Below are 18,047 nucleotides of genomic sequence, written 5' to 3' on the forward strand. Positions count from 1 at the left end.
GAGAGAATCAGTAAGGAGTGATTATTGTGAGATCAAGAAAAGTTTCTCCCATAGAGCAAGTAGCGGTACATGGATTATTGATTATTTGGTTGTTAATTTCGGTTATACCTTTTGTATGGATGCTTTCAACTTCTTTTAAGGGACCAGGAGAAATTTTTATATTTCCTCCAAGATGGATCCCTAGGAATCCTACTTTTAACAATTATATAGATTTATTTCAAAATATGAACTTTGGAAGGCCTTTTTTGAATTCCGTTATTGTTTCTCTTTCTACTACGTTTTTATCGGTTTTAGTAGCCACCATGGCAGGTTATGGATTCGCCAAATTCCATTTTAAAAATAAAAACCTTTTGTTTTTGTTCATCTTAGGAACGATTATGGTGCCTGGTCAAATAACAATGATTCCAGTATTTTTATTGCTGTCCCGATTGAATCTATTGAACACCTATTGGGGGTTAATATTGCCTGCTATTGCAAATGCCTTCAACATATTCTTTATGAGACAATACATTATGGGTGTACCCGATGAACTAATAGAAGCAGCTAAGATGGATGGAGCACACGAAGGATGGATATTTTTTAGAATAATTTTGCCTTTGGCTAGACCCGCTATGGCAGCAATAACCATCTTCACTTTTACAGGTTCCTGGAACAATTTTTTGTGGCCATTGATTATAGCGACCGATGAAAGCATGTACACACTTCCGGTTGCTGTATCTGTTTTAGGAGGACAATATACTGAAAATATAGCGATGCAAATGGCAGGTTCGGTTATCGTAATTTTACCTCTTATAATTGTATTTTTATTCACTCAACGATATTTCATAAAAGGAATCACATTTACAGGAATGAAAGGCTAAAGTGAAATGGCCAGATTTATAATATTATTCAAATCTTGTTAATAAATTACCTGTATAATAAAAGGGACTAAATTTATCCCAAATAAAAGGAGGACATTAGATGGCAAAAGTCAACGTTATATTCTACAGTATGTATGGCCATATCTATCAAATGGCTAAAGCCGAAGCAGAAGGCGCAAAAGAAGTAAAAGGAACGGATGTTAAAATCTACAGAGTTCCTGAAACCGTTCCTGAAGATATTCTAATCCAATCTGGGGCTAAAAAGGCACAAGAACAATTTTTAGATATTCCAATAGCAAATTTGGATTCCCTTGTTGAAGCTGATGCTATAATTTTTGGTACTCCAACGAGATTTGGCATGATGGCGGCGCAAATGAGGCAATTTCTTGATACGACAGGCCCCCTTTGGGCCAAGAGAAGTTTGGTTGGAAAAATAGGTAGTGTCTTTACTTCTACTAGCAGTCAACATGGAGGTCAAGAATCTACTATTTTGAATTTTCACACAACGTTATTACACCATGGGTTGATTATTGTTGGAATTCCTTTTACTGAGCCAGATCTGAGCGATGCATCAAATGTTCATGGAGGTTCACCGTATGGCGCCTCGGCAATTATTGTTCAGGGCGATGAAAATAGACCAAATGAAATAGAGCTCAATATTGCCAAAAGTCAAGGAAGAAGAGTAGCTGAAATAGCAAAAAAGCTTTTTGGATGATATTTCAGAGTATAAACTATTTAATTAAAATATCTACTTTAAGAAACTTTTGAAAATTTTTAAAGACGCACGATCTGTGCGTCTTTATTTTTTTGAATTTAAAAGTTCAATTGACTTTTAAAAAAATAACTGTTATAATTAATTATGATTATTCACTTAGTGTATGAATGAAATGCCTAGAGGTGATGTTCCTAATGCTCAATATTCAAAAATACACATTTTTTAATCCCTCTCCAAACTTCCGAGAAATGATGATCTTAAAGTTAGTTTCTCAAGAAAACGATATTTCTCAAGAAACGATGGCGAAAAAAGTAGGGGTTGTCCCATCGATGATAAACAAGTATTTAAAAGATTTTGAAGAGAATGGAAATATCATAAAAAGCGGTGAAAACAAACGTAATATGAGTTATGAGCTCACAGAAACAGGAAAAAAGAGGTTGCAATTTTTAACCCTCAGTTTCGTCGACGAGGTTTCTGAGCTGTACACAGAAACCAAAGACTCATTCAAAAAAGTTTTTCAAACTCTTAAAAAAGATAATTTAAAGGACATTCTTTTGTATGGTGCAGGGGTTGTTGGAGGGATTGTATTGAAGGTTTTGAAGGATGAAAATATTAATATAATTGGATTTTTGGACGATTCTTCTTTAAAACAGGGGGATAGACTTCAAGGAATAGATATTTACCCTCCGGAAAAAGCCAAAGAGTTAATCTACGATGCCCTCATAATAGCTTCGTTTAGAAAATCAGAAAAAATATTGGAAAAGGCAACCGAAAAAAATTTGGAAAAATTGTATATTTTTAAGATAGATGATGAAGGTAATATTTCTCTGGAGGGCAGATGAAAATGAAAGATAAGATGAAGGTTCCTCTTTTTGATTTAACAAGACAATACGAAAAATTGAGAAAAGATGTTCTAAAGAAGTTGGATGCTGTTTTCACTTCTGGAAACGTGGTTATGGGAAGTAATGTAAAAGCCTTAGAAGAGGAAATTGCGAAGTATATAAATGTAAAGTATGCTATCGGTGTTGCCAATGGTTCCGATGCCCTAAGAATATCGGTTCAAGCTCTGGGTATAAAAGAAGGGGATTATGTCATCACCACACCATATACTTTTTTTGCAACCGCAAGTGCAATTGTACTGAATGGTGCTACCCCTATATTTGTGGATGTAGAAGATAAATACTACAATCTTGATTTAGATAAAGTCGAAGATTTGCTTGAAAATCATCCAAAAAAAGAAAAAATTAGAGCGATTATTCCCGTACACCTTTTTGGAAAGACCGTTGATTTAGAAAGATTGGAAAAAATAAGAGAGAATTACAACGTAAAAATTATAGAAGATGCCGCCCAGTCTATTGGGTCTGTATGGCATTATAAGAATGGTGAAAGAAAATTTAGTGGCAGTATCGGAGATTTGGGGATTTTTTCCTTCTTCCCAACAAAAAATTTAGGTGGTTATGGTGACGGTGGAATGGTCGTTACAAACGATGCGGTTTTGGCAGATAGGGTCAGAAAATTAAGAGTTCATGGTGCTGCAAAAAAATATTATCACGATGAAGTTGGTTACAATTCAAGATTAGACGAAGTTCAAGCTGCAATATTGAGAATAAAATTAAATAATTTAGATGACTACATAGATAAAAGAATAAAAAAAGCAAAAAATTATGAAGAGCTATTCAAATCACATAACCTCAACGAACATTTAAGCTATCCTGCTTATTTTAATGACAGAACCCATGTTTATCACCAATACGTTGTTACTTTGAATAACCCTGAAGATAGAGATAAATTGAAAAAATTCTTAGAAAATAAAGGCGTCGGAACATCTATATACTATCCCCTTGGCTTGCACCTTCAAAAGTGCTTTGAGAACTTGGGTTATAAAGAAGGAGACTTCCCTGTAGCTGAAAAGGCATCGAAATCCACGATAGCCTTACCAATGTTTCCAGAACTCACCAAAAAAGAGCAGGAATATGTAGTTAAATCTATTAAAGAGTTTTTTTCAAAATAGTTTTAGAGTTTCTAAAAATAGTGTTATTCTAGAAAGAGGAGGACTAAAAAATGGCATTATTAGATAAAATAAAAGATAAAACTGCAAAGATAGGGGTAATAGGTTTGGGTTATGTTGGTTTACCACTTGCGGTAGAAAAGGCGAAGGCAGGGTACCAAGTTTTAGGATTCGATATTCAAAAAGAAAAAGTAGATAAGGTCAACAAAGGAATAAATTATATTGGGGATGTTGTAAATGCAGAATTAGAAAAGCTGGTTGAAGACGGCCTTTTAAACGCTACAACTGATTATGACAGAATAAAGGAATGCGATTGTGTTATGATATGTGTTCCAACTCCCTTGAATAAATACAAACAACCTGATTTAAGTTTTGTTGTTGATTCGACCAAAGAAGTAGCAAAAAGACTCCATCCAGAAATGTTGATCGTTTTAGAAAGCACTACCTATCCAGGAACTACGGAAGAAGTACTTCTACCGTTATTACAAGAATATGGTTTTAAGGTTGGAAAAGATTTTTATTTAGCTTTTAGCCCAGAAAGAGTAGATCCAGGAAATTTGATTTATAAGACCAAAAATACACCAAAAGTAGTTGGTGGAGTTACCGAAAAATGCACTTTACATGCAAAAACTCTCTATGAAAATGTATTAAACGCAGAAGTTTTCACCGTTTCATCCCCTAAGGAAGCAGAGATGTCAAAAATTTTGGAAAATACCTTTAGAATAGTCAATATTGGCCTCATCAATGAAATGGCTATCTTAGCAAAGAAAATGGGAATAAACATCTGGCAGGTAATAGACGCAGCTGCAACAAAGCCTTTTGGTTTCATGCCTTTTTATCCTGGACCAGGTGTGGGCGGTCATTGTATTCCGATAGATCCTTTTTATTTAACGTATAAAGCTAGAGAGTTTGACTATCACACAAGGATAATAGAATTGGCTGGGGAAATAAACGATTATATGCCTGAGTACGTAATTGAAAGACTAATGGACATTTTAAACGAAAATAAAAAGTGTTTGAACGGTTCCAAAATATTGATGTTAGGAGTAAGTTATAAAAACGACATCGACGATTTAAGAGAGTCTCCTGCTTTGAAAGTTTTGGAGCTTTTGGAAAAGAAGGGAGCACAAGTAAAGATTCATGACCCCTATATTAAAAATTTTTCTCATAAAGGAATTGAATATAAAACCGTAGCTTTAACAAAAGAATTGTTAGAGGAATCAGATGCTGTCTTAATTACTACGGGGCACAAAAAGGTGGATTACAATTTCGTTTTGGAAAATGCCAATATAGTTTTTGATACAAAAAATGTCACAAAAGGACTTAGAGAGAAGTATCCAGAAAAAGTTTCTCTATTATGAAAATTTAAAATGTAGGTGATGTTCTTATGCTTAAATTGGCTGTAATAGGTTGTGGAAGAATAGCCCAAAAAAAACATACAGAAGCGATTATAAAAAATTCTGATATCATTGAAAATGTGGCTGTTTGCGATTTAAAAGAAGAAAGAGCAGAACACTTTGCCAACAAGGTGGAAGGTTCTGGGTTAAAGAAACCAGAGATATACACGGACTACAGAAAATTGTTAAAAAGATCGGATATAGACGCCGTGGCAATCGCTACCGAAAGCGGGAACCATTATGAAATCACCATGGAAGCCCTGCAAAACAACAAACATGTATTAGTGGAAAAACCAATGGCCCTATCAACAAAACATATGAACGAGATGATAGAGTTTGCAAAAAGGAAAAATTTAAAGTTAGGTGTTTGTTTTCAAAATCGCTTCAACCCACCTATACAAGAATTAAGAAAAAAAATTACAACAAATTCATTTGGAAGGATTCTCCATGGTCAAGCTTCCATTAGGTGGAATAGAAACGAAGAATATTACAGGCAAGCAAAATGGAGAGGTACTTGGGAATACGATGGAGGCACGCTGATGAACCAATGTACTCACAATATAGACTTGCTATTGTGGATTATGGGCTCTGAAATAAACGAAATATATGGTGCTATTCAGAACTTCACCCATCCTTACATCGAAGCTGAGGATTTTGGGGGGGCCATAATAAAATTTAAAAACGGTTCCGTAGGAATAATCGAAGGATCTGCAAATATATATCCAAAAAATTTGGAAGAGACCCTATCGATATTTGGAGAAAAAGGGACAGTGGTGATCGGTGGTTTAGCGGTGAATAAAATAAAATATTGGAGATTTGAAGGAGAAGATGGACATCCATTTCAAAATCTCCCAGATCCTGATACCGTTTATGGAAGTGGGCACATTCCACTGTATAGAGATTTTTATCAATCTATAGAAGAAGATCGAGAACCTTTTATTAACGGTGAAGAAGGAAAAAAGGCTGTCGAAGCTGTTTTAGGAGTTTACAAGTCTGCTCTTTTGGACAGACCTGTCAAATTCCCAATCGATTTTTCAACTCTAGAATTGAAGAGGGATATAAATTCAGTCTAGATCTTGTCATAATCGAGATCTACCCCTCTTCTTTTTCACATATCGATTTCTATTCCTAAACCAGGTTTGTCCGAAAGAATTATTGTATCTCCTTCTACTTCAAAACCTCCTTTTATTCCTTCGAATTCTTCATAATACATGAAGGAATCTAAATCAGCATCTGTGATATTTCTCTTTGCTGCAACTAAGCTTGCCCCTGCAGTAAGAGCCACCTTTGTTTCCACCATACATCCAACCATACAATTAATTCCAGCAGATTCTGCAATTGCGTTAATCTTTTCAGCTTCGTAAAGTCCTCCACTTTTCATTAGTTTAATGTTGATCATATCAGCACTATCTTTTTTTACTGCATGCATTGCATCATGAGCGTTATGAACTGATTCATCTAAAATTATCTTCATATCAGTCTTTTTTCTCAAAAGCGAAGATCCATCAAAATCCCAATCGGCTAACGGCTGTTCAACGGCTTCAATATTGTAATTTTCCATCATCTTGATTGCAGTTAACGTATTGTGTATATTCCATCCTTGGTTGGCATCTGTTTTCAATCTTACGTTATCTCCCACGTTTTTTCTTATAAGCCTGATAGCCTCGATATCGTTTTTAAGCTCAACGCCGGTTTTAATTTTTAATATGTTAAACCCTTTATCTACCCTCTCTTTGGCTTCGTTTGCCATTTCTTGTGGTGCTCCAATCCCTATCGTAATATCTGTCTGTACTTTGTTTTCAAATCCACCAAGTATCTTATAAAGGGGTTCTTTCATCACTTTTCCTTTTATATCGTAGAGAGCAATATCAACCGCTGCCTTTGCCGCTGTATTTCCTGCAATTGCTTTGTTCAATATATGATGAATTCTTTCTATTGCGAGTGGATCCTGCCCTATTAATATTTCTTTGAATGTTTTAAGAACTATTGTTACGCTGTCGATGCTTTCCCCCGTTACCGAGCGAGAGGGAGTAGCTTCTCCAAAGCCGAAGTATCCCTCATCAGTAGTTATTTTTACAAGCACCGATTCACAATACTCCGTTGCTCCCCTCGAAATAACAAAAGGTTTTTTGAGTTTAATTTTGATTTTTTCAAATTTTAAATCTGTTATTTTCATCTCTCTACCTCCCATTGGATTTTTAAATAGTTCGACCCCTTGCCATAACTTTTTTTATTTCCAGAGTACTTTTATCTAAAAACACTATATCTGCATCAAAGTTTTCTTTTATTTGGCCTTTGTTTTCCAATTTAAGAAAATTTGCAGGATTGATAGTAATAACCTTCAAAGCTTCTTCTAAAGGAATATTTTCCTGAAGCACACAATCCTTTACTTCTTCAAAAAGTGTACCTACGTCTGCTACTGTTAGACCTATATAATTTCCTTTTTCATCGAATTGTGGTAAGCTCCCCTGTCCATCAGAGGAGAAAGATATATTGTCGATATCTACACCATCCTCAAGTAAAAGTTTTAAGGCTCTAGATGGCTTTGACGGATCCTCTTTGTCTTTCTTTTTTGACGAACTAGTTGTGAAATCTACCCTTCCACCCTGTTCTATGAAATTTTTACATGTTTGAAGAGCTTTTTCTCCCTTGTTCATATGAGTTGGAAGGAACTGTGTGATCGGTAATTCTGAATTTTCGACAACATCTAGTAATATCTGAATAAATTTTTCTCCTCTGCCAACATGAATATTTACAATGCCCGCCTTTTTTGATAAAATTCCACCCACTCGAGCTTCTGAAGTCAATCTTATCAGCTCTTCTAAGGTTGGTTGAGAACCTCTATGATCTGAAATAGCAACCTCTCCAACACCTATTATTTCTTCAATAAAAACTAAATCGTCTATAATTCTACCGGTAAAAGTTTTTATAGGAAGATGATAAGAACCCGTGTATGCATAGCAGCTTATCCCTTCTTGTTTTAATGCTTTTGCCTTTGCAATTAAGTTTTGCATACTTCGAGTCGCGTTGTCGGTTCCCAAAACACCTACTAGTGTAGTAATTCCAGAACTTATTATCTTAGAAAGGGATATCTCTGGCGTCCTTGTGCTGTATCCCCCTTCTCCACCTCCCCCTGTTATATGAACGTGTGAGTCTATAAAACCCGGAACTAATAAATAATCCTCAGCATCGATAATCTCGACTTTGAGATTAGAATTTAATTCTATCGAATCCACTAATTCTAAAATTTTTTCTCCACCAATTAATATATCTTTTTTCCCTAAAGCTTTAGGCGAGTAAACTGTTGCATTTTTTATGAGGGTAAGCAAAATGCTCTTCTCCTTTTTTATGATTATAATTTTTATTTAAATCATGCCACAGAGAACATTAAAAAGTCAAGTTAACGCGTTCTAACAATAATTTTTGAATCAAAAATAAAAAGCTCAAAAATCCGAAAAAGATCTTTGAGCTTTCATAGAAAAAAGACTTTGATAATGGTCGGGACGACTGGACTTGAACCAGCGACCTTTGGTTCCCGAAACCAACGCGCTACCAACTGCGCTACGCCCCGAATTTTAATTATTCTATAATTGATTTTATCATATTTTTTAATCGAAGTGAATACCAATAAAAAAATCGAAAAATAATAACTTGTCTAATAAGATTAGTGACTATACTACAAACAGCCTAGACGTATATAATTTAACTGTTGCGTTATAATAGTTCATTTTATTGTTAATTTTAGGCACAACTAACTCTTTTAAAAAGTGTTATAATTAAATTGAGATATTCGAAAGAGGTGATTATAATTTGCTAATTCCTTTATACGACTTGTTCGTTGGACAAAAAGGGAAGATAGAGCGTCTCAACATTGATGAAGAAAGTACTAAAAATCGTCTTATCGCAATGGGAATTACTCCAGGTAAATTTATAGAATTAGCCCATGTTTCTCCTTTCGGGGATCCTTTAGTATTTAAAATCGGAGAAAAAAAGGTAGTTTTAAGAAAGAGCGAAGCTTCTAAAATCTTTGTAGATGTCCCTTACAAAATATTTAGTCTTTTGGAAAGTGACATTGGAAAATATGAAATTATCGATATTAAAGGCGGAAGGAATTTTGTAGAAGAAATGAAAAGTATGGGGTTATATAAGGGAGTTAATATTAATTTAGTTAATAAGCTTGGAAATAGGATAATTATAGATGTTGATGGGAAAAAATACGAATTGGGAAGGGGAAGAGCTGCCAAGATATTTTGTAAAAAGGTGGAATAGAAAATGGATATATCCATTGTAGAAAAATACGTAAGAAAGAGTAAAGAAGTCGATATATTGGAATTAAAAGAGAAATTTCACTTAAATGAAAGTGAAATAAGAATTTTGATCCCTTTTTTAAGGATAATGGATGTTGGAGTTGAAAGAATAAATAAAATAGAACCCGTATGTAAAAGTTGTCCGTTGTCAGATAAATGTGGAAAAGGCCTATTAAACAACTGTTATTATACTAAATAACTTTTCAAAACAAATTTAATAATGGGAGGAGCTTAAATGAGCAAGGATATCCTCAAAGATAACGTTGAAACAGTTAACAAGGAAGCAGAGATTTCAATCATTGGAAATCCTAATGTTGGAAAGACTTCTCTATTCAACCTTTTAACGGGCACAAAACAATATGTTGCCAATTGGCCAGGGGTTACAGTAGAGAAGAAAATTGGAAGTTTTAAGTATAAAGAGAAAACCTTTAAATTGGTCGATCTTCCAGGTGTTTACACTCTTTCAGCTAAAAGTGAAGACGAGAGAGTTGCTAAGGATTACTTAATAAGTAATACTTCAGAGATAGTAATTGTCGTAGCAGATGCCTTGAACTTGGAAAGTTCTATGTTTTTATTGTTTCAACTTATAGAAATTGGCGTGAAGACTATTTTGGTTATAAACGCCGTGGATGAAGCTCGCGAAAAAGGAAGAATCATCGACCCATCCCCGATTTCTAAAACTTTAAACATCCCTGTCATACTGACCTCCGCCAAGACAGGTGAAGGTAAGGAAGAACTTTTAGAAGAAGCATATAAACTTTCAAAAGAAAAAAATCTTACAAAAAAGAAAATAATGTATCCAGAAGAAATAGAGAATTTTATTGAGTTTTTTCAAGACAAAATTTCAAAGTATCCTAAAATAAGTTCAAAATATCAATATTACATAGATAGTAGTTGGTTGCCAATATACTTTTTAGAGTTTGGAAATGAAGATTTAGAACTTCCCAAAGATTTTTTGGCTGAGTTAAAAGAAAATTTTGATATAGAAGAACTTAAAAATAAATATTTAAATTGGAAGTTTAATTTCATTTCTTATCTGGTTAGTTCTTCAATAATAAAAGAGGGTATAGACTGGTCTTTGAGAGATATTTTAGACCACGTTTTTACTCATAAGGTTTTGGGAATATTGATATATGTTTTTGCTTTGTTTGCAGTGTTTTCTCTAACATTCAGCCTCGCTCAACCATTATCGGATTTACTGGATTCGGCTTTTACTTTTCTAGGTAATTCTATCAGCGAATTGGTAACTGTTCCTTGGTTAGAGTCACTACTAGTTGATGGGGTTATAGCTGGCGTTGGTGGGGTTTTGATTTTTATTCCACAAATTTTTATCTTATTTTTCTTCTTAGGATTTTTGGAAGAATCAGGATATTTGCCAAGAGCTGCCTTTTTAGTCGATAGAATTGCGAGAAATTTTGGATTAAGTGGTAGATCTTTTATGTCTATTATTTTAGGTTTCGGTTGCAATGTTCCAGCCATTATTTCTACTAAAACAATTGCCAATAAAAGAGAAAGATTAGCTTTAATTCTTAGCCTTCCCTTTGCCTCATGCAGTGCAAGGCTACCTGTTTACATACTTTTAATAAGTGCGTTCTTTTCAACACACGCAGCAACTATAATGCTACTAGTCTATTTATCGAGTATAGCGTTAGTATTACTATCCTCAAAATTTTTACAAAGATTCATTACCCAATCAGAGGATATCCCATTCATAATAGAACTACCGAGGTTCAGAATGCCTACTTTAAAAAATTTATCCATTTATACATGGAACAGAGGAAAGCACTTTTTACAAAAAGCTGGAGGCATAATTTTAATAGCCACCATAGTAATTTGGTTTTTGTCTTTCTTCCCCAATTTTGGAACAGATATAAACGGTAGTTTTGCCGCTTCTATAGGGAGAGTGTTTGAACCTTTAACCAATCACTTGGGGTGGGATTGGAGAATAAACACCGGTTTGGTTTTTGGTGTTGCCGCAAAAGAAATTGTTGTGTCTTCATATGCTACAATTTTTAATGTTGGAGAAGGCTCTCTAACCTATGCCTTACAAAATGCATTAACCCCAGCCTCTGCTTTAGCACTTATATTTTTCGTTTTAGCTTATGTCCCTTGTTTTGCAACTTTAGCTACGATTAAGTCCGAGACAAATAGCTGGAAATGGGTTATCTTTAGTTTTATTTATACTACTGCCGTTGCTTATCTTATAGCTAATTTGGTGTTTTTTGTGGGAGGTATTTTCCTATGAAACACAAAAACTTCACACTTTCTTTGATAGCAATATTATCGATTATTTTCATGTTACTAAATATACAGAAAAACTTTTTCTACGTCTTTTCATTTTTTGTTATATTCTTAGTATCCCTCTATGGTTTTTCTAACGACAATAGAATATGGTATCATAAATCAGCGCATATAATAGTTTCCTCTTTTATCGGTCTATTTCTTTTAGCTTATGAAATCTTGGATATGTTGTTCACTATGTTAGCAGGTGAATTTTCCGAAATAAATTTAAATATTTATGTTATAATCTTTGGTATACTAAGCATAATGATATTCTTTTTAGAATTAAAATATCTAAGAAAAAAGAGAAATGAAGCATTGAATAAGGAGGAACGATAAATGTTAAAAGATATATTAAATAATGATTTAAAAAAATATATGAAAGAAAAGAATACCCTTGCTTTAAATGCGGTTAGATCTATAATATCTGAGATTAAAAATAAAGAGGTTGAAAAAGGAGCAGAGTTAACAGAGGAAGAAATAATCCAAGTAATAAAAAAGCAGATAAAAATGAGAGAAGACTCGATTGAACAGTTCGAAAAAGCAGATAGAATAGATCTTGCTGAAAAAGAAAGAAAAGAAGTTGAGATCTTACAAAGCTATCTTCCTGAACAACTTTCTGACGAAGAATTGAAAAAAATAATAGAAGAAACTATAAGCGAAGTCAATGCAACATCAAAAAAAGATTTTGGCAAAGTAATGAAATTGATAATTCAAAAGGTTCAAGGAAGAGCTGATGGAAAGAAAATAAGCGAAATACTGTCCTCACTTTTAAATTAACATACAATAATATGTGATATAATAACATTAGAAAGAATTTTTCGGAGGTGTTTTTGCAGTGCTCACAATAGTTTATTCGGTATTATTATTAGGAATTTTAGGGTTTGCTTCCGGCACTTTTTTGGCTTTTGCTGCAAAAAAATTTGAAGTAAAGGAAGATCCAAGAGAGGCTATTGTTAAAGCGGTATTGCCAAACAACGATTGTGGATCTTGTGGTTATCCTGGATGTGCAGCCTTCGCTAAGGCATTTATCAAGGGAGAGGTCGGAAAAGACGGTTGCGTTCCTGGTAAAGCTCAAGGAGTCCCAGAACTTTTAGAGAAAATTTCTAAGATGTCTATTGATGAATTGAACAAAATATATGAGGAAAGTGGGGAAGACGATTCTAAAATATTAAAACTACTAAAACAAAATTAAAAAGGGGGGATCAAATTGATCGATCCTATATCCTCTCAACAATACAAGCCACTTTATTTAAGGAGTTTTGATTATGGAAGTGATCAACTTCCGCGCGTGAATAGTCAAAACACTAACCAGAGTCCCACGATGTCCAAGGAAGAGATGGAAAAACTTTTATCTTTTGTAATTTACAAACAAACTGGAATTTCGATGAAATTAGTTAGAACCGTTGGTGAATTGTATCAAGGTCAAAATTTGGATGTTTTAACCTAAGTAAAATTTTCTTAATTGCGGGCCAAGATTGCCCGCAATTTTAAATAAAGGAGGATTTTCCTTGTATCCAAAGGTTTACGTTTACTTGGAAAGGATTCAAGAAAATGCGAAATTTTTAAAATCATTGTGTGACGATTCGGGTGTTGAAATGGTAGGTGTCACTAAAGTAGTTTGTGGTGAACCTACAATAGCTCGTGCACTTAAAGAATCTGGAATTGAAATACTGGGTGACTCAAGGATTCAAAACATAAAGAAAATGAGGAATTCTGGTATAAAAGGACCTTTTATGTTACTTCGAATACCTATGATTTCTGAACTTGATGACGTCGCAAATTATGTTGATTATACTTTAGTAAGTGACTTAGAAATCACTAAGAGATTGGGGAACGTTTCTTCTAAATTCAATAAGAGATCTAAAGTCATCTACATGATTGACGTTGGGGATCTAAGGGAAGGAGTTTGGTTTGAAAAAGCTGTTTCTGAGATTTCAAATGCAATGACCATAGAAGGAATAGATATTGTTGGAATAGGCACAAACTTAGGATGTTTTGGTGGAGTAATCCCCGATAAGACTAATATGGGAAGGCTTGTGAAAATAAAAGAAGAACTCCAAAGAGAAACTGGAAGAAGTCTGAAAATAATTTCCGGTGGAAATACTGCTGCCTTACCTTTAATTGAAAAAGGAAGTTTACCAAAGGGTATAAACCAATTTAGATTAGGGGAAGCGATCATCTGTGGAACGGACGCAACTAACAACCGCAACGTTCCAGGCACCAGGCAAGATACGACAATCTTGGAAGCAGAAATTGTGGAATTGAAAGAAAAACCTTCCGTCCCGTTTGGCAACATTGGTTATGATGCATTTGGTCGTAAACCAACATTTGAAGATAAAGGTAATAGAATGAAAGGCATTTTAGCGGTGGGAGAGCAAGATGTTGATCCTACCTGCATGCATCCGTTGGATGACGATATTGAAATACTCCATGCAAGTAGTGATCATACGATCGTAGATTTAACTGAATCTAAAGTGAGGTATAAAGTAGGAGATAAGATAAGATTTAGGCTAGGTTATTCCTCCGTTTTGAGAGCCTTCACAAGTCCTTATGTTGAAAAGGTGATACTTTAATGTTTGCTTTTATAAACACTCTTTTTGTAATTGCAATGATCCTTTTTATAATTTCAACGGTATTTTTATGGAGATCTGCTAAAATGATAAGAAACGGTAGTAAAAGTTCTGATGAAGACGTAAAAAAAATGGACAAAAATGGACTGTTAGGCCTTTTGATAAGTGTTGGAATTTTTGTTTTATCTTATTTTTTGAGCTTATTAGTTTGAGAGGTGGATACAAATGGAACTTACTTCTTTTACCCCTCCTAATAGTAAAGAAGCCGAAGAGTCGGTCATAGGCAGCATCTTTTTAGACCCTTCCATACTTCCTGACGTAATCGAAGAGGTAAGATGGGAAGACTTCTACTACGAAAATAATAAAATAATATTTAAAGTTATGGAAGAACTTTTTGACAAAGGGGAACCTGTTGATACTGTATCGGTGATTGAAAAACTAAGAGAATCCAATCTTTTACAGAAAATCGGTGGAGAAGATACAATAATATATTTAGCCCAGGTTGTTCCAACAACGGCTAATGTGATGTATTATACTCAAATTGTAAAAGAGAAAGCCCTTTTAAGAGCTTTAATAAACGCATCTTCAGAGATAGTTGATGCTGTAAGAAATATTGGAGATGCCCAAGAAGTTTTAGAGTATGCAGAAAAGAGAATATTTTCTATAGCCGAAGCCCGCGCAACCAGAACATATGATCTTTTATCCAACGTAATGCATGATGTTTTTGAACAGATAGAAGAATTGAAGAACAGGGCTCAAAAAGGCGAGGGAGATCTCGTTACAGGAGTTTCTACTGGATTCAAACCTTTAGACAGCATGACTTCGGGATTTCATAGATCCGAGTTAATTATCATCGCTGCCAGACCATCAATGGGTAAAACCTCTTTTGCAGCAAATATTGCAACTAACATGGCTTTACAGGCAAATATTGCTGTGGCAATCTTTAGTTTAGAAATGTCGAAAGAACAGCTAGCTAACAGAATCTTATGTTCTGAAGCCAAAGTCGATTTACACAAGGTTAGAACTGGACAAATCTCTGACGAAGAGTGGGAAAAATTAGTTCAAAAAGCAGGAGAATTATCGAAATCAAGGCTTATCTTTGACGACGAACCAGATTTGACCCCCAGACTGTTGAGGGCTAAAGCACGGAGAATGAAAAGAGAGTATGGCATCGAAGTAATTTTTATCGATTACTTACAATTGATGACTTCTAGATCTAAAGGTTATGAAAGTAGGCAACAAGAAATCACAGAAATATCAAGATCCCTGAAATTGCTCGCTAGAGAGTTAAATATCACAGTCGTTGCTTTGTCTCAACTTTCCCGTGCGGTTGAGCAAAGAGAAGATAAAAGGCCTCGTTTAAGTGATCTCAGAGAATCAGGAGCAATTGAGCAGGATGCCGACCTCGTTATGTTCTTGTATAGAGATTCATATTACAAAAGAAAAAAAGATGAGCCCGGAAAAGATACTTTAAATGATGAACATGAAGCAGAACTTATTCTAGGTAAGCAAAGAAACGGGCCCGTTGGAACAATAAAACTAACTTTCAATCCTAAACTTGCAACTTTTTACACCTCTGATAGAGGATATCAGTAAGTTTAAAAATAAGATTCTGATTTAAAATGGTTACAGGGGCATTGAAACAAGTTTTAGCTTTTTTAAAAAGTATAATTACATTGAAAGGGGGTAAAATATGAATGAAGACAACTTAGAAAAACAAATATTAGAAATAATAGACAAAAATCCTACGATACAAAAAGAACTATATGAAAATCTAAATGCATTTCAAAAATCAGAAAAGGCTAACATTAGAAGAACCTTAAACAAACTCCTAAGTGAGGGTAAAATAATTAAAGATTCACAAAACAGATACAGAAAATTAGATGAAAACATGGCTATTGGAACTATTGAATTCACAAAGAGTGGAAATATGGCATTTGTACAATGCCCAGATGGAAGCGAAATTGCTGTAAAGGTTGAAAATTCTGGAATCAGTTTACATAAAGATTTAGTTTTAGTCGAAACAATTGGCAAATGGCGGGATTTAAAAGAAGGTAGGGTAGTTAGAATATTAAAAAGAGGGTTAAAATATGTAGTAGGTGAGTTCGTAAGAAAAGGGATCTTTGGATTCGTTATACCCATTGATGGAAAAATAAACACCGATTTTTACGTAGCCCCAGAAAGTATAGGAAAAGCTAAGAATGGTCAAATAGTGAAAGCCCAGATAACAAAATATCAATCTCCCACGAAAAAGCCAGAGGTCGAGATAGTCAACGTCCTTGGGGATAAAGATGACCCTTCCATAGATTTACCTATAGTGATCTTCAAACATGATTTACCTGAACCAGGTTATTTCCCTTCAAAAGTGTTACAAGAAGCCAAAGAACTTCCAAAAAAACTTTCTGAAAATGAAATTAAGGGAAGAAAAGATTTTAGAAAAGAAACCATATTTACCATCGATGGTGATACAGCAAAAGATTTTGATGATGCCGTCGGTATAAACAAGTTAGATAATGGTAATTATTTACTTGGGGTACATATAGCAGATGTATCTCATTATGTGAAAAGCAACAGTGCTCTTGATAGAGAGGCATACAAACGAGGTACAAGCGTTTATCTTATCGACACCGTCATTCCAATGCTTCCATTTGAGTTATCCAACTGGATATGCTCTTTGGTTGAAGGTGAAGACAGATTGACAATGTCCCTAGTAATGGAAATTGACCCTTATGGAAACTTAGTAAACTCAAAAATATACAATGGAGTGATAAGAAGTACCAAAAGATTGACCTATAACAAAGTTAACGAACTCTTATCTGACAACTGTAGTGAAGAGGTAAAAAAAGAGATAGACTTTTTAAAGCCAGAGCTTGAGATGATGAAAGAACTGATGGAAATACTTGCTGCAAAAAGAAAAGAAAGAGGATCCATAATTGATATAGAAAGCAACGAAGTATATTTTGAATTCGATGAAAAGGGTTATGTAAAGGATATCATCCCTGTTGAAAGAGGCCTATCGGAAAAAATGATTGAAGAGTTCATGGTTTTGGCCAACGAAACAGTTGCTTCATACTTTGATGTTCAAGGCTTACCCTTTATCTATAGAATCCATGAAAATCCCGACCCTGATGTATTGCTTCAGCTGCGAAATTATCTGGATATATTGGGAATAAATATAAAGTTTCCTCAAAATATTCATCCGAAGGTTCTACAAGAAATCTTGGAAAAAACAAAGGATCATCCTTTAAGTAAAAATATACAAATGATGCTCGTTAGATCTATGAAGAGGGCGTTGTACTCAGAGGAGAACGTAGGGCATTTTGGCCTCGCTTCATCATCCTATACACATTTCACATCACCAATAAGAAGATATCCTGACTTAGTGGTTCATAGATTGTTGAAAGAATTCATCAAACATAAAGGAACCCTTTCAAAGAAAGAAATTAAGAGGTATTCTGAAATGCTTCCTGAAATAGCTAAAAATTCTTCTGAAATGGAAAGGGTAGCAGACCAAGCCGAGTGGGATCTAATAGATATGAAAAAAGTTGAATACATTTCAAGACATATAGGAGAAGTCTTTTGGGTGTACATAACAGGCGTAACAAGGTTTGGCTTATTTGTAGAAATACCCCAAAAGATGATAAATGGATTGATACATATATCAGAGTTGAGCGATGATTATTATATCTACGAAGAACGTGACAATACGTTGAAAGGCGAAAGAACCGGCAAAGTTTATAGAATCGGAGACAAGTTACAAGCCAAAGTGGTAAGAGCGGATAAAATCGGAACTGAAGTAGATTTTATCCCATATACGGAAGATGATTTTGAAAAATTGAAAAGGGAACATCCCCATGCCAAAATAAAAGTTAACAAAAAAAATAAGAAAAAAAGGAAAAAATCGTAA

19 protein-coding genes and 1 tRNA gene are annotated in these 18,047 nt (G+C 34.4%); 17 read left to right on the forward strand and 3 right to left on the reverse strand.

Annotation, left to right across the window (positions count from 1 at the left end; translation table 11 throughout):
• Window positions 1-26 precede the first annotated feature (26 nt).
• The 6 genes from AD60_RS05065 (at window position 27) to AD60_RS05090 (ending at window position 6,053) form a co-directional block, all read left to right on the forward strand.
• Entirely contained in the window at window positions 27-860 is an 834-nt protein-coding gene (locus tag AD60_RS05065) for a carbohydrate ABC transporter permease (RefSeq protein ID WP_103876575.1), read from the forward strand.
• A gap of 100 nt (window positions 861-960) precedes the next feature.
• On the forward strand, window positions 961-1,575 hold the full coding sequence (gene wrbA, locus AD60_RS05070) for an NAD(P)H:quinone oxidoreductase (RefSeq protein WP_103876576.1): 615 nt from the start codon (window positions 961-963) through the stop codon (window positions 1,573-1,575).
• 194 nt (window positions 1,576-1,769) lie between these two features.
• A complete protein-coding gene (locus AD60_RS05075; protein WP_103876577.1) occupies window positions 1,770-2,417 on the forward strand; it encodes a winged helix-turn-helix transcriptional regulator in 648 nt (215 codons plus the stop codon).
• Window positions 2,418-2,419: 2 nt separating this feature from the next.
• Window positions 2,420-3,586: a DegT/DnrJ/EryC1/StrS aminotransferase family protein gene (locus tag AD60_RS05080; protein ID WP_103876578.1), complete on the forward strand. Its 1,167-nt coding sequence runs from the start codon at window positions 2,420-2,422 to the stop codon at window positions 3,584-3,586.
• Between the two features lie 50 nt (window positions 3,587-3,636).
• Window positions 3,637-4,944: a nucleotide sugar dehydrogenase gene (locus tag AD60_RS05085; protein ID WP_103876579.1), complete on the forward strand. Its 1,308-nt coding sequence runs from the start codon at window positions 3,637-3,639 to the stop codon at window positions 4,942-4,944.
• Between the two features lie 26 nt (window positions 4,945-4,970).
• Complete coding sequence (locus AD60_RS05090) at window positions 4,971-6,053, forward strand: Gfo/Idh/MocA family protein (RefSeq protein WP_103876580.1); 1,083 nt, start codon at window positions 4,971-4,973, stop codon at window positions 6,051-6,053.
• A 35-nt stretch (window positions 6,054-6,088) separates the two neighbouring features.
• Here AD60_RS05090 and AD60_RS05095 read toward each other — a convergent pair whose 3' ends face one another.
• The 3 genes from AD60_RS05095 to AD60_RS05105 all read right to left on the reverse strand — a co-directional run bounded on the left by AD60_RS05095 (window position 6,089) and on the right by AD60_RS05105 (window position 8,551).
• Window positions 6,089-7,156: a mandelate racemase/muconate lactonizing enzyme family protein gene (locus AD60_RS05095; protein ID WP_103927431.1), complete on the reverse strand. Its 1,068-nt coding sequence runs from the start codon at window positions 7,154-7,156 to the stop codon at window positions 6,089-6,091.
• Between the two features lie 22 nt (window positions 7,157-7,178).
• Complete coding sequence (iadA, locus tag AD60_RS05100) at window positions 7,179-8,309, reverse strand: beta-aspartyl-peptidase (protein WP_103927432.1); 1,131 nt, start codon at window positions 8,307-8,309, stop codon at window positions 7,179-7,181.
• A 166-nt stretch (window positions 8,310-8,475) separates the two neighbouring features.
• Window positions 8,476-8,551, reverse strand: a tRNA-Pro gene (locus tag AD60_RS05105).
• 239 nt (window positions 8,552-8,790) lie between these two features.
• Here AD60_RS05105 and AD60_RS05110 point away from each other — a divergent pair.
• The 11 genes from AD60_RS05110 (at window position 8,791) to rnr (ending at window position 18,047) form a co-directional block, all read left to right on the forward strand.
• Window positions 8,791-9,249 carry a FeoA family protein gene (locus AD60_RS05110; protein ID WP_103927433.1) on the forward strand — a complete coding sequence of 153 codons (459 nt, stop codon included), beginning with the start codon at window positions 8,791-8,793 and terminating at the stop codon, window positions 9,247-9,249.
• Window positions 9,250-9,252: 3 nt separating this feature from the next.
• Window positions 9,253-9,486, forward strand: a complete 234-nt coding sequence (locus tag AD60_RS05115; protein WP_103927434.1) for a hypothetical protein — start codon at window positions 9,253-9,255, stop codon at window positions 9,484-9,486.
• Window positions 9,487-9,522: 36 nt separating this feature from the next.
• Complete coding sequence (gene feoB, locus AD60_RS05120; RefSeq protein ID WP_103927435.1) at window positions 9,523-11,532, forward strand: ferrous iron transport protein B; 2,010 nt, start codon at window positions 9,523-9,525, stop codon at window positions 11,530-11,532.
• Window positions 11,529-11,906 (forward strand): hypothetical protein, encoded by a 378-nt coding sequence (locus tag AD60_RS05125; RefSeq protein ID WP_103927436.1) that lies wholly within the window; start codon window positions 11,529-11,531, stop codon window positions 11,904-11,906. The genes feoB and AD60_RS05125 overlap by 4 nt, the downstream gene beginning before the upstream one ends.
• On the forward strand, window positions 11,907-12,347 hold the full coding sequence (locus AD60_RS05130) for a GatB/YqeY domain-containing protein (RefSeq protein ID WP_103927437.1): 441 nt from the start codon (window positions 11,907-11,909) through the stop codon (window positions 12,345-12,347).
• 58 nt (window positions 12,348-12,405) lie between these two features.
• Entirely contained in the window at window positions 12,406-12,762 is a 357-nt protein-coding gene (locus AD60_RS05135; RefSeq protein WP_103927438.1) for an RnfABCDGE type electron transport complex subunit B, read from the forward strand.
• A gap of 15 nt (window positions 12,763-12,777) precedes the next feature.
• Complete coding sequence (locus AD60_RS05140; RefSeq protein WP_103927439.1) at window positions 12,778-13,017, forward strand: hypothetical protein; 240 nt, start codon at window positions 12,778-12,780, stop codon at window positions 13,015-13,017.
• A 61-nt stretch (window positions 13,018-13,078) separates the two neighbouring features.
• On the forward strand, window positions 13,079-14,143 hold the full coding sequence (locus AD60_RS05145; protein WP_103927440.1) for an alanine/ornithine racemase family PLP-dependent enzyme: 1,065 nt from the start codon (window positions 13,079-13,081) through the stop codon (window positions 14,141-14,143).
• Window positions 14,143-14,352: a hypothetical protein gene (locus tag AD60_RS05150; RefSeq protein ID WP_103927441.1), complete on the forward strand. Its 210-nt coding sequence runs from the start codon at window positions 14,143-14,145 to the stop codon at window positions 14,350-14,352. Before AD60_RS05145 ends, AD60_RS05150 begins: the two co-directional genes overlap by 1 nt.
• Before the next feature lie 13 nt (window positions 14,353-14,365).
• A complete protein-coding gene (gene dnaB / locus AD60_RS05155; RefSeq protein ID WP_103927442.1) occupies window positions 14,366-15,736 on the forward strand; it encodes a replicative DNA helicase in 1,371 nt (456 codons plus the stop codon).
• A gap of 97 nt (window positions 15,737-15,833) precedes the next feature.
• Window positions 15,834-18,047 (forward strand): ribonuclease R, encoded by a 2,214-nt coding sequence (rnr, locus tag AD60_RS05160; RefSeq protein WP_103927443.1) that lies wholly within the window; start codon window positions 15,834-15,836, stop codon window positions 18,045-18,047.

It is taken from the genome of Petrotoga sp. SL27 (assembly GCF_002924605.1).
Classification (GTDB): domain Bacteria; phylum Thermotogota; class Thermotogae; order Petrotogales; family Petrotogaceae; genus Petrotoga; species Petrotoga sibirica.

Coding starts and splice junctions, on each gene's coding strand:
- wrbA (WP_103876576.1), top strand. CDS start 961: ATGGCAAAAGTCAACGTTATATTCTACAGTATGTATGGCCATATCTAT.
- AD60_RS05075 (WP_103876577.1), top strand. CDS start 1,770: ATGCTCAATATTCAAAAATACACATTTTTTAATCCCTCTCCAAACTTC.
- AD60_RS05080 (WP_103876578.1), top strand. CDS start 2,420: ATGAAAGATAAGATGAAGGTTCCTCTTTTTGATTTAACAAGACAATAC.
- AD60_RS05085 (WP_103876579.1), top strand. CDS start 3,637: ATGGCATTATTAGATAAAATAAAAGATAAAACTGCAAAGATAGGGGTA.
- AD60_RS05090 (WP_103876580.1), top strand. CDS start 4,971: ATGCTTAAATTGGCTGTAATAGGTTGTGGAAGAATAGCCCAAAAAAAA.
- AD60_RS05095 (WP_103927431.1), bottom strand. CDS start 7,156: ATGAAAATAACAGATTTAAAATTTGAAAAAATCAAAATTAAACTCAAA.
- AD60_RS05115 (WP_103927434.1), top strand. CDS start 9,253: ATGGATATATCCATTGTAGAAAAATACGTAAGAAAGAGTAAAGAAGTC.
- feoB (WP_103927435.1), top strand. CDS start 9,523: ATGAGCAAGGATATCCTCAAAGATAACGTTGAAACAGTTAACAAGGAA.
- AD60_RS05125 (WP_103927436.1), top strand. CDS start 11,529: ATGAAACACAAAAACTTCACACTTTCTTTGATAGCAATATTATCGATT.
- AD60_RS05130 (WP_103927437.1), top strand. CDS start 11,907: ATGTTAAAAGATATATTAAATAATGATTTAAAAAAATATATGAAAGAA.
- AD60_RS05150 (WP_103927441.1), top strand. CDS start 14,143: ATGTTTGCTTTTATAAACACTCTTTTTGTAATTGCAATGATCCTTTTT.
- dnaB (WP_103927442.1), top strand. CDS start 14,366: ATGGAACTTACTTCTTTTACCCCTCCTAATAGTAAAGAAGCCGAAGAG.
- rnr (WP_103927443.1), top strand. CDS start 15,834: ATGAATGAAGACAACTTAGAAAAACAAATATTAGAAATAATAGACAAA.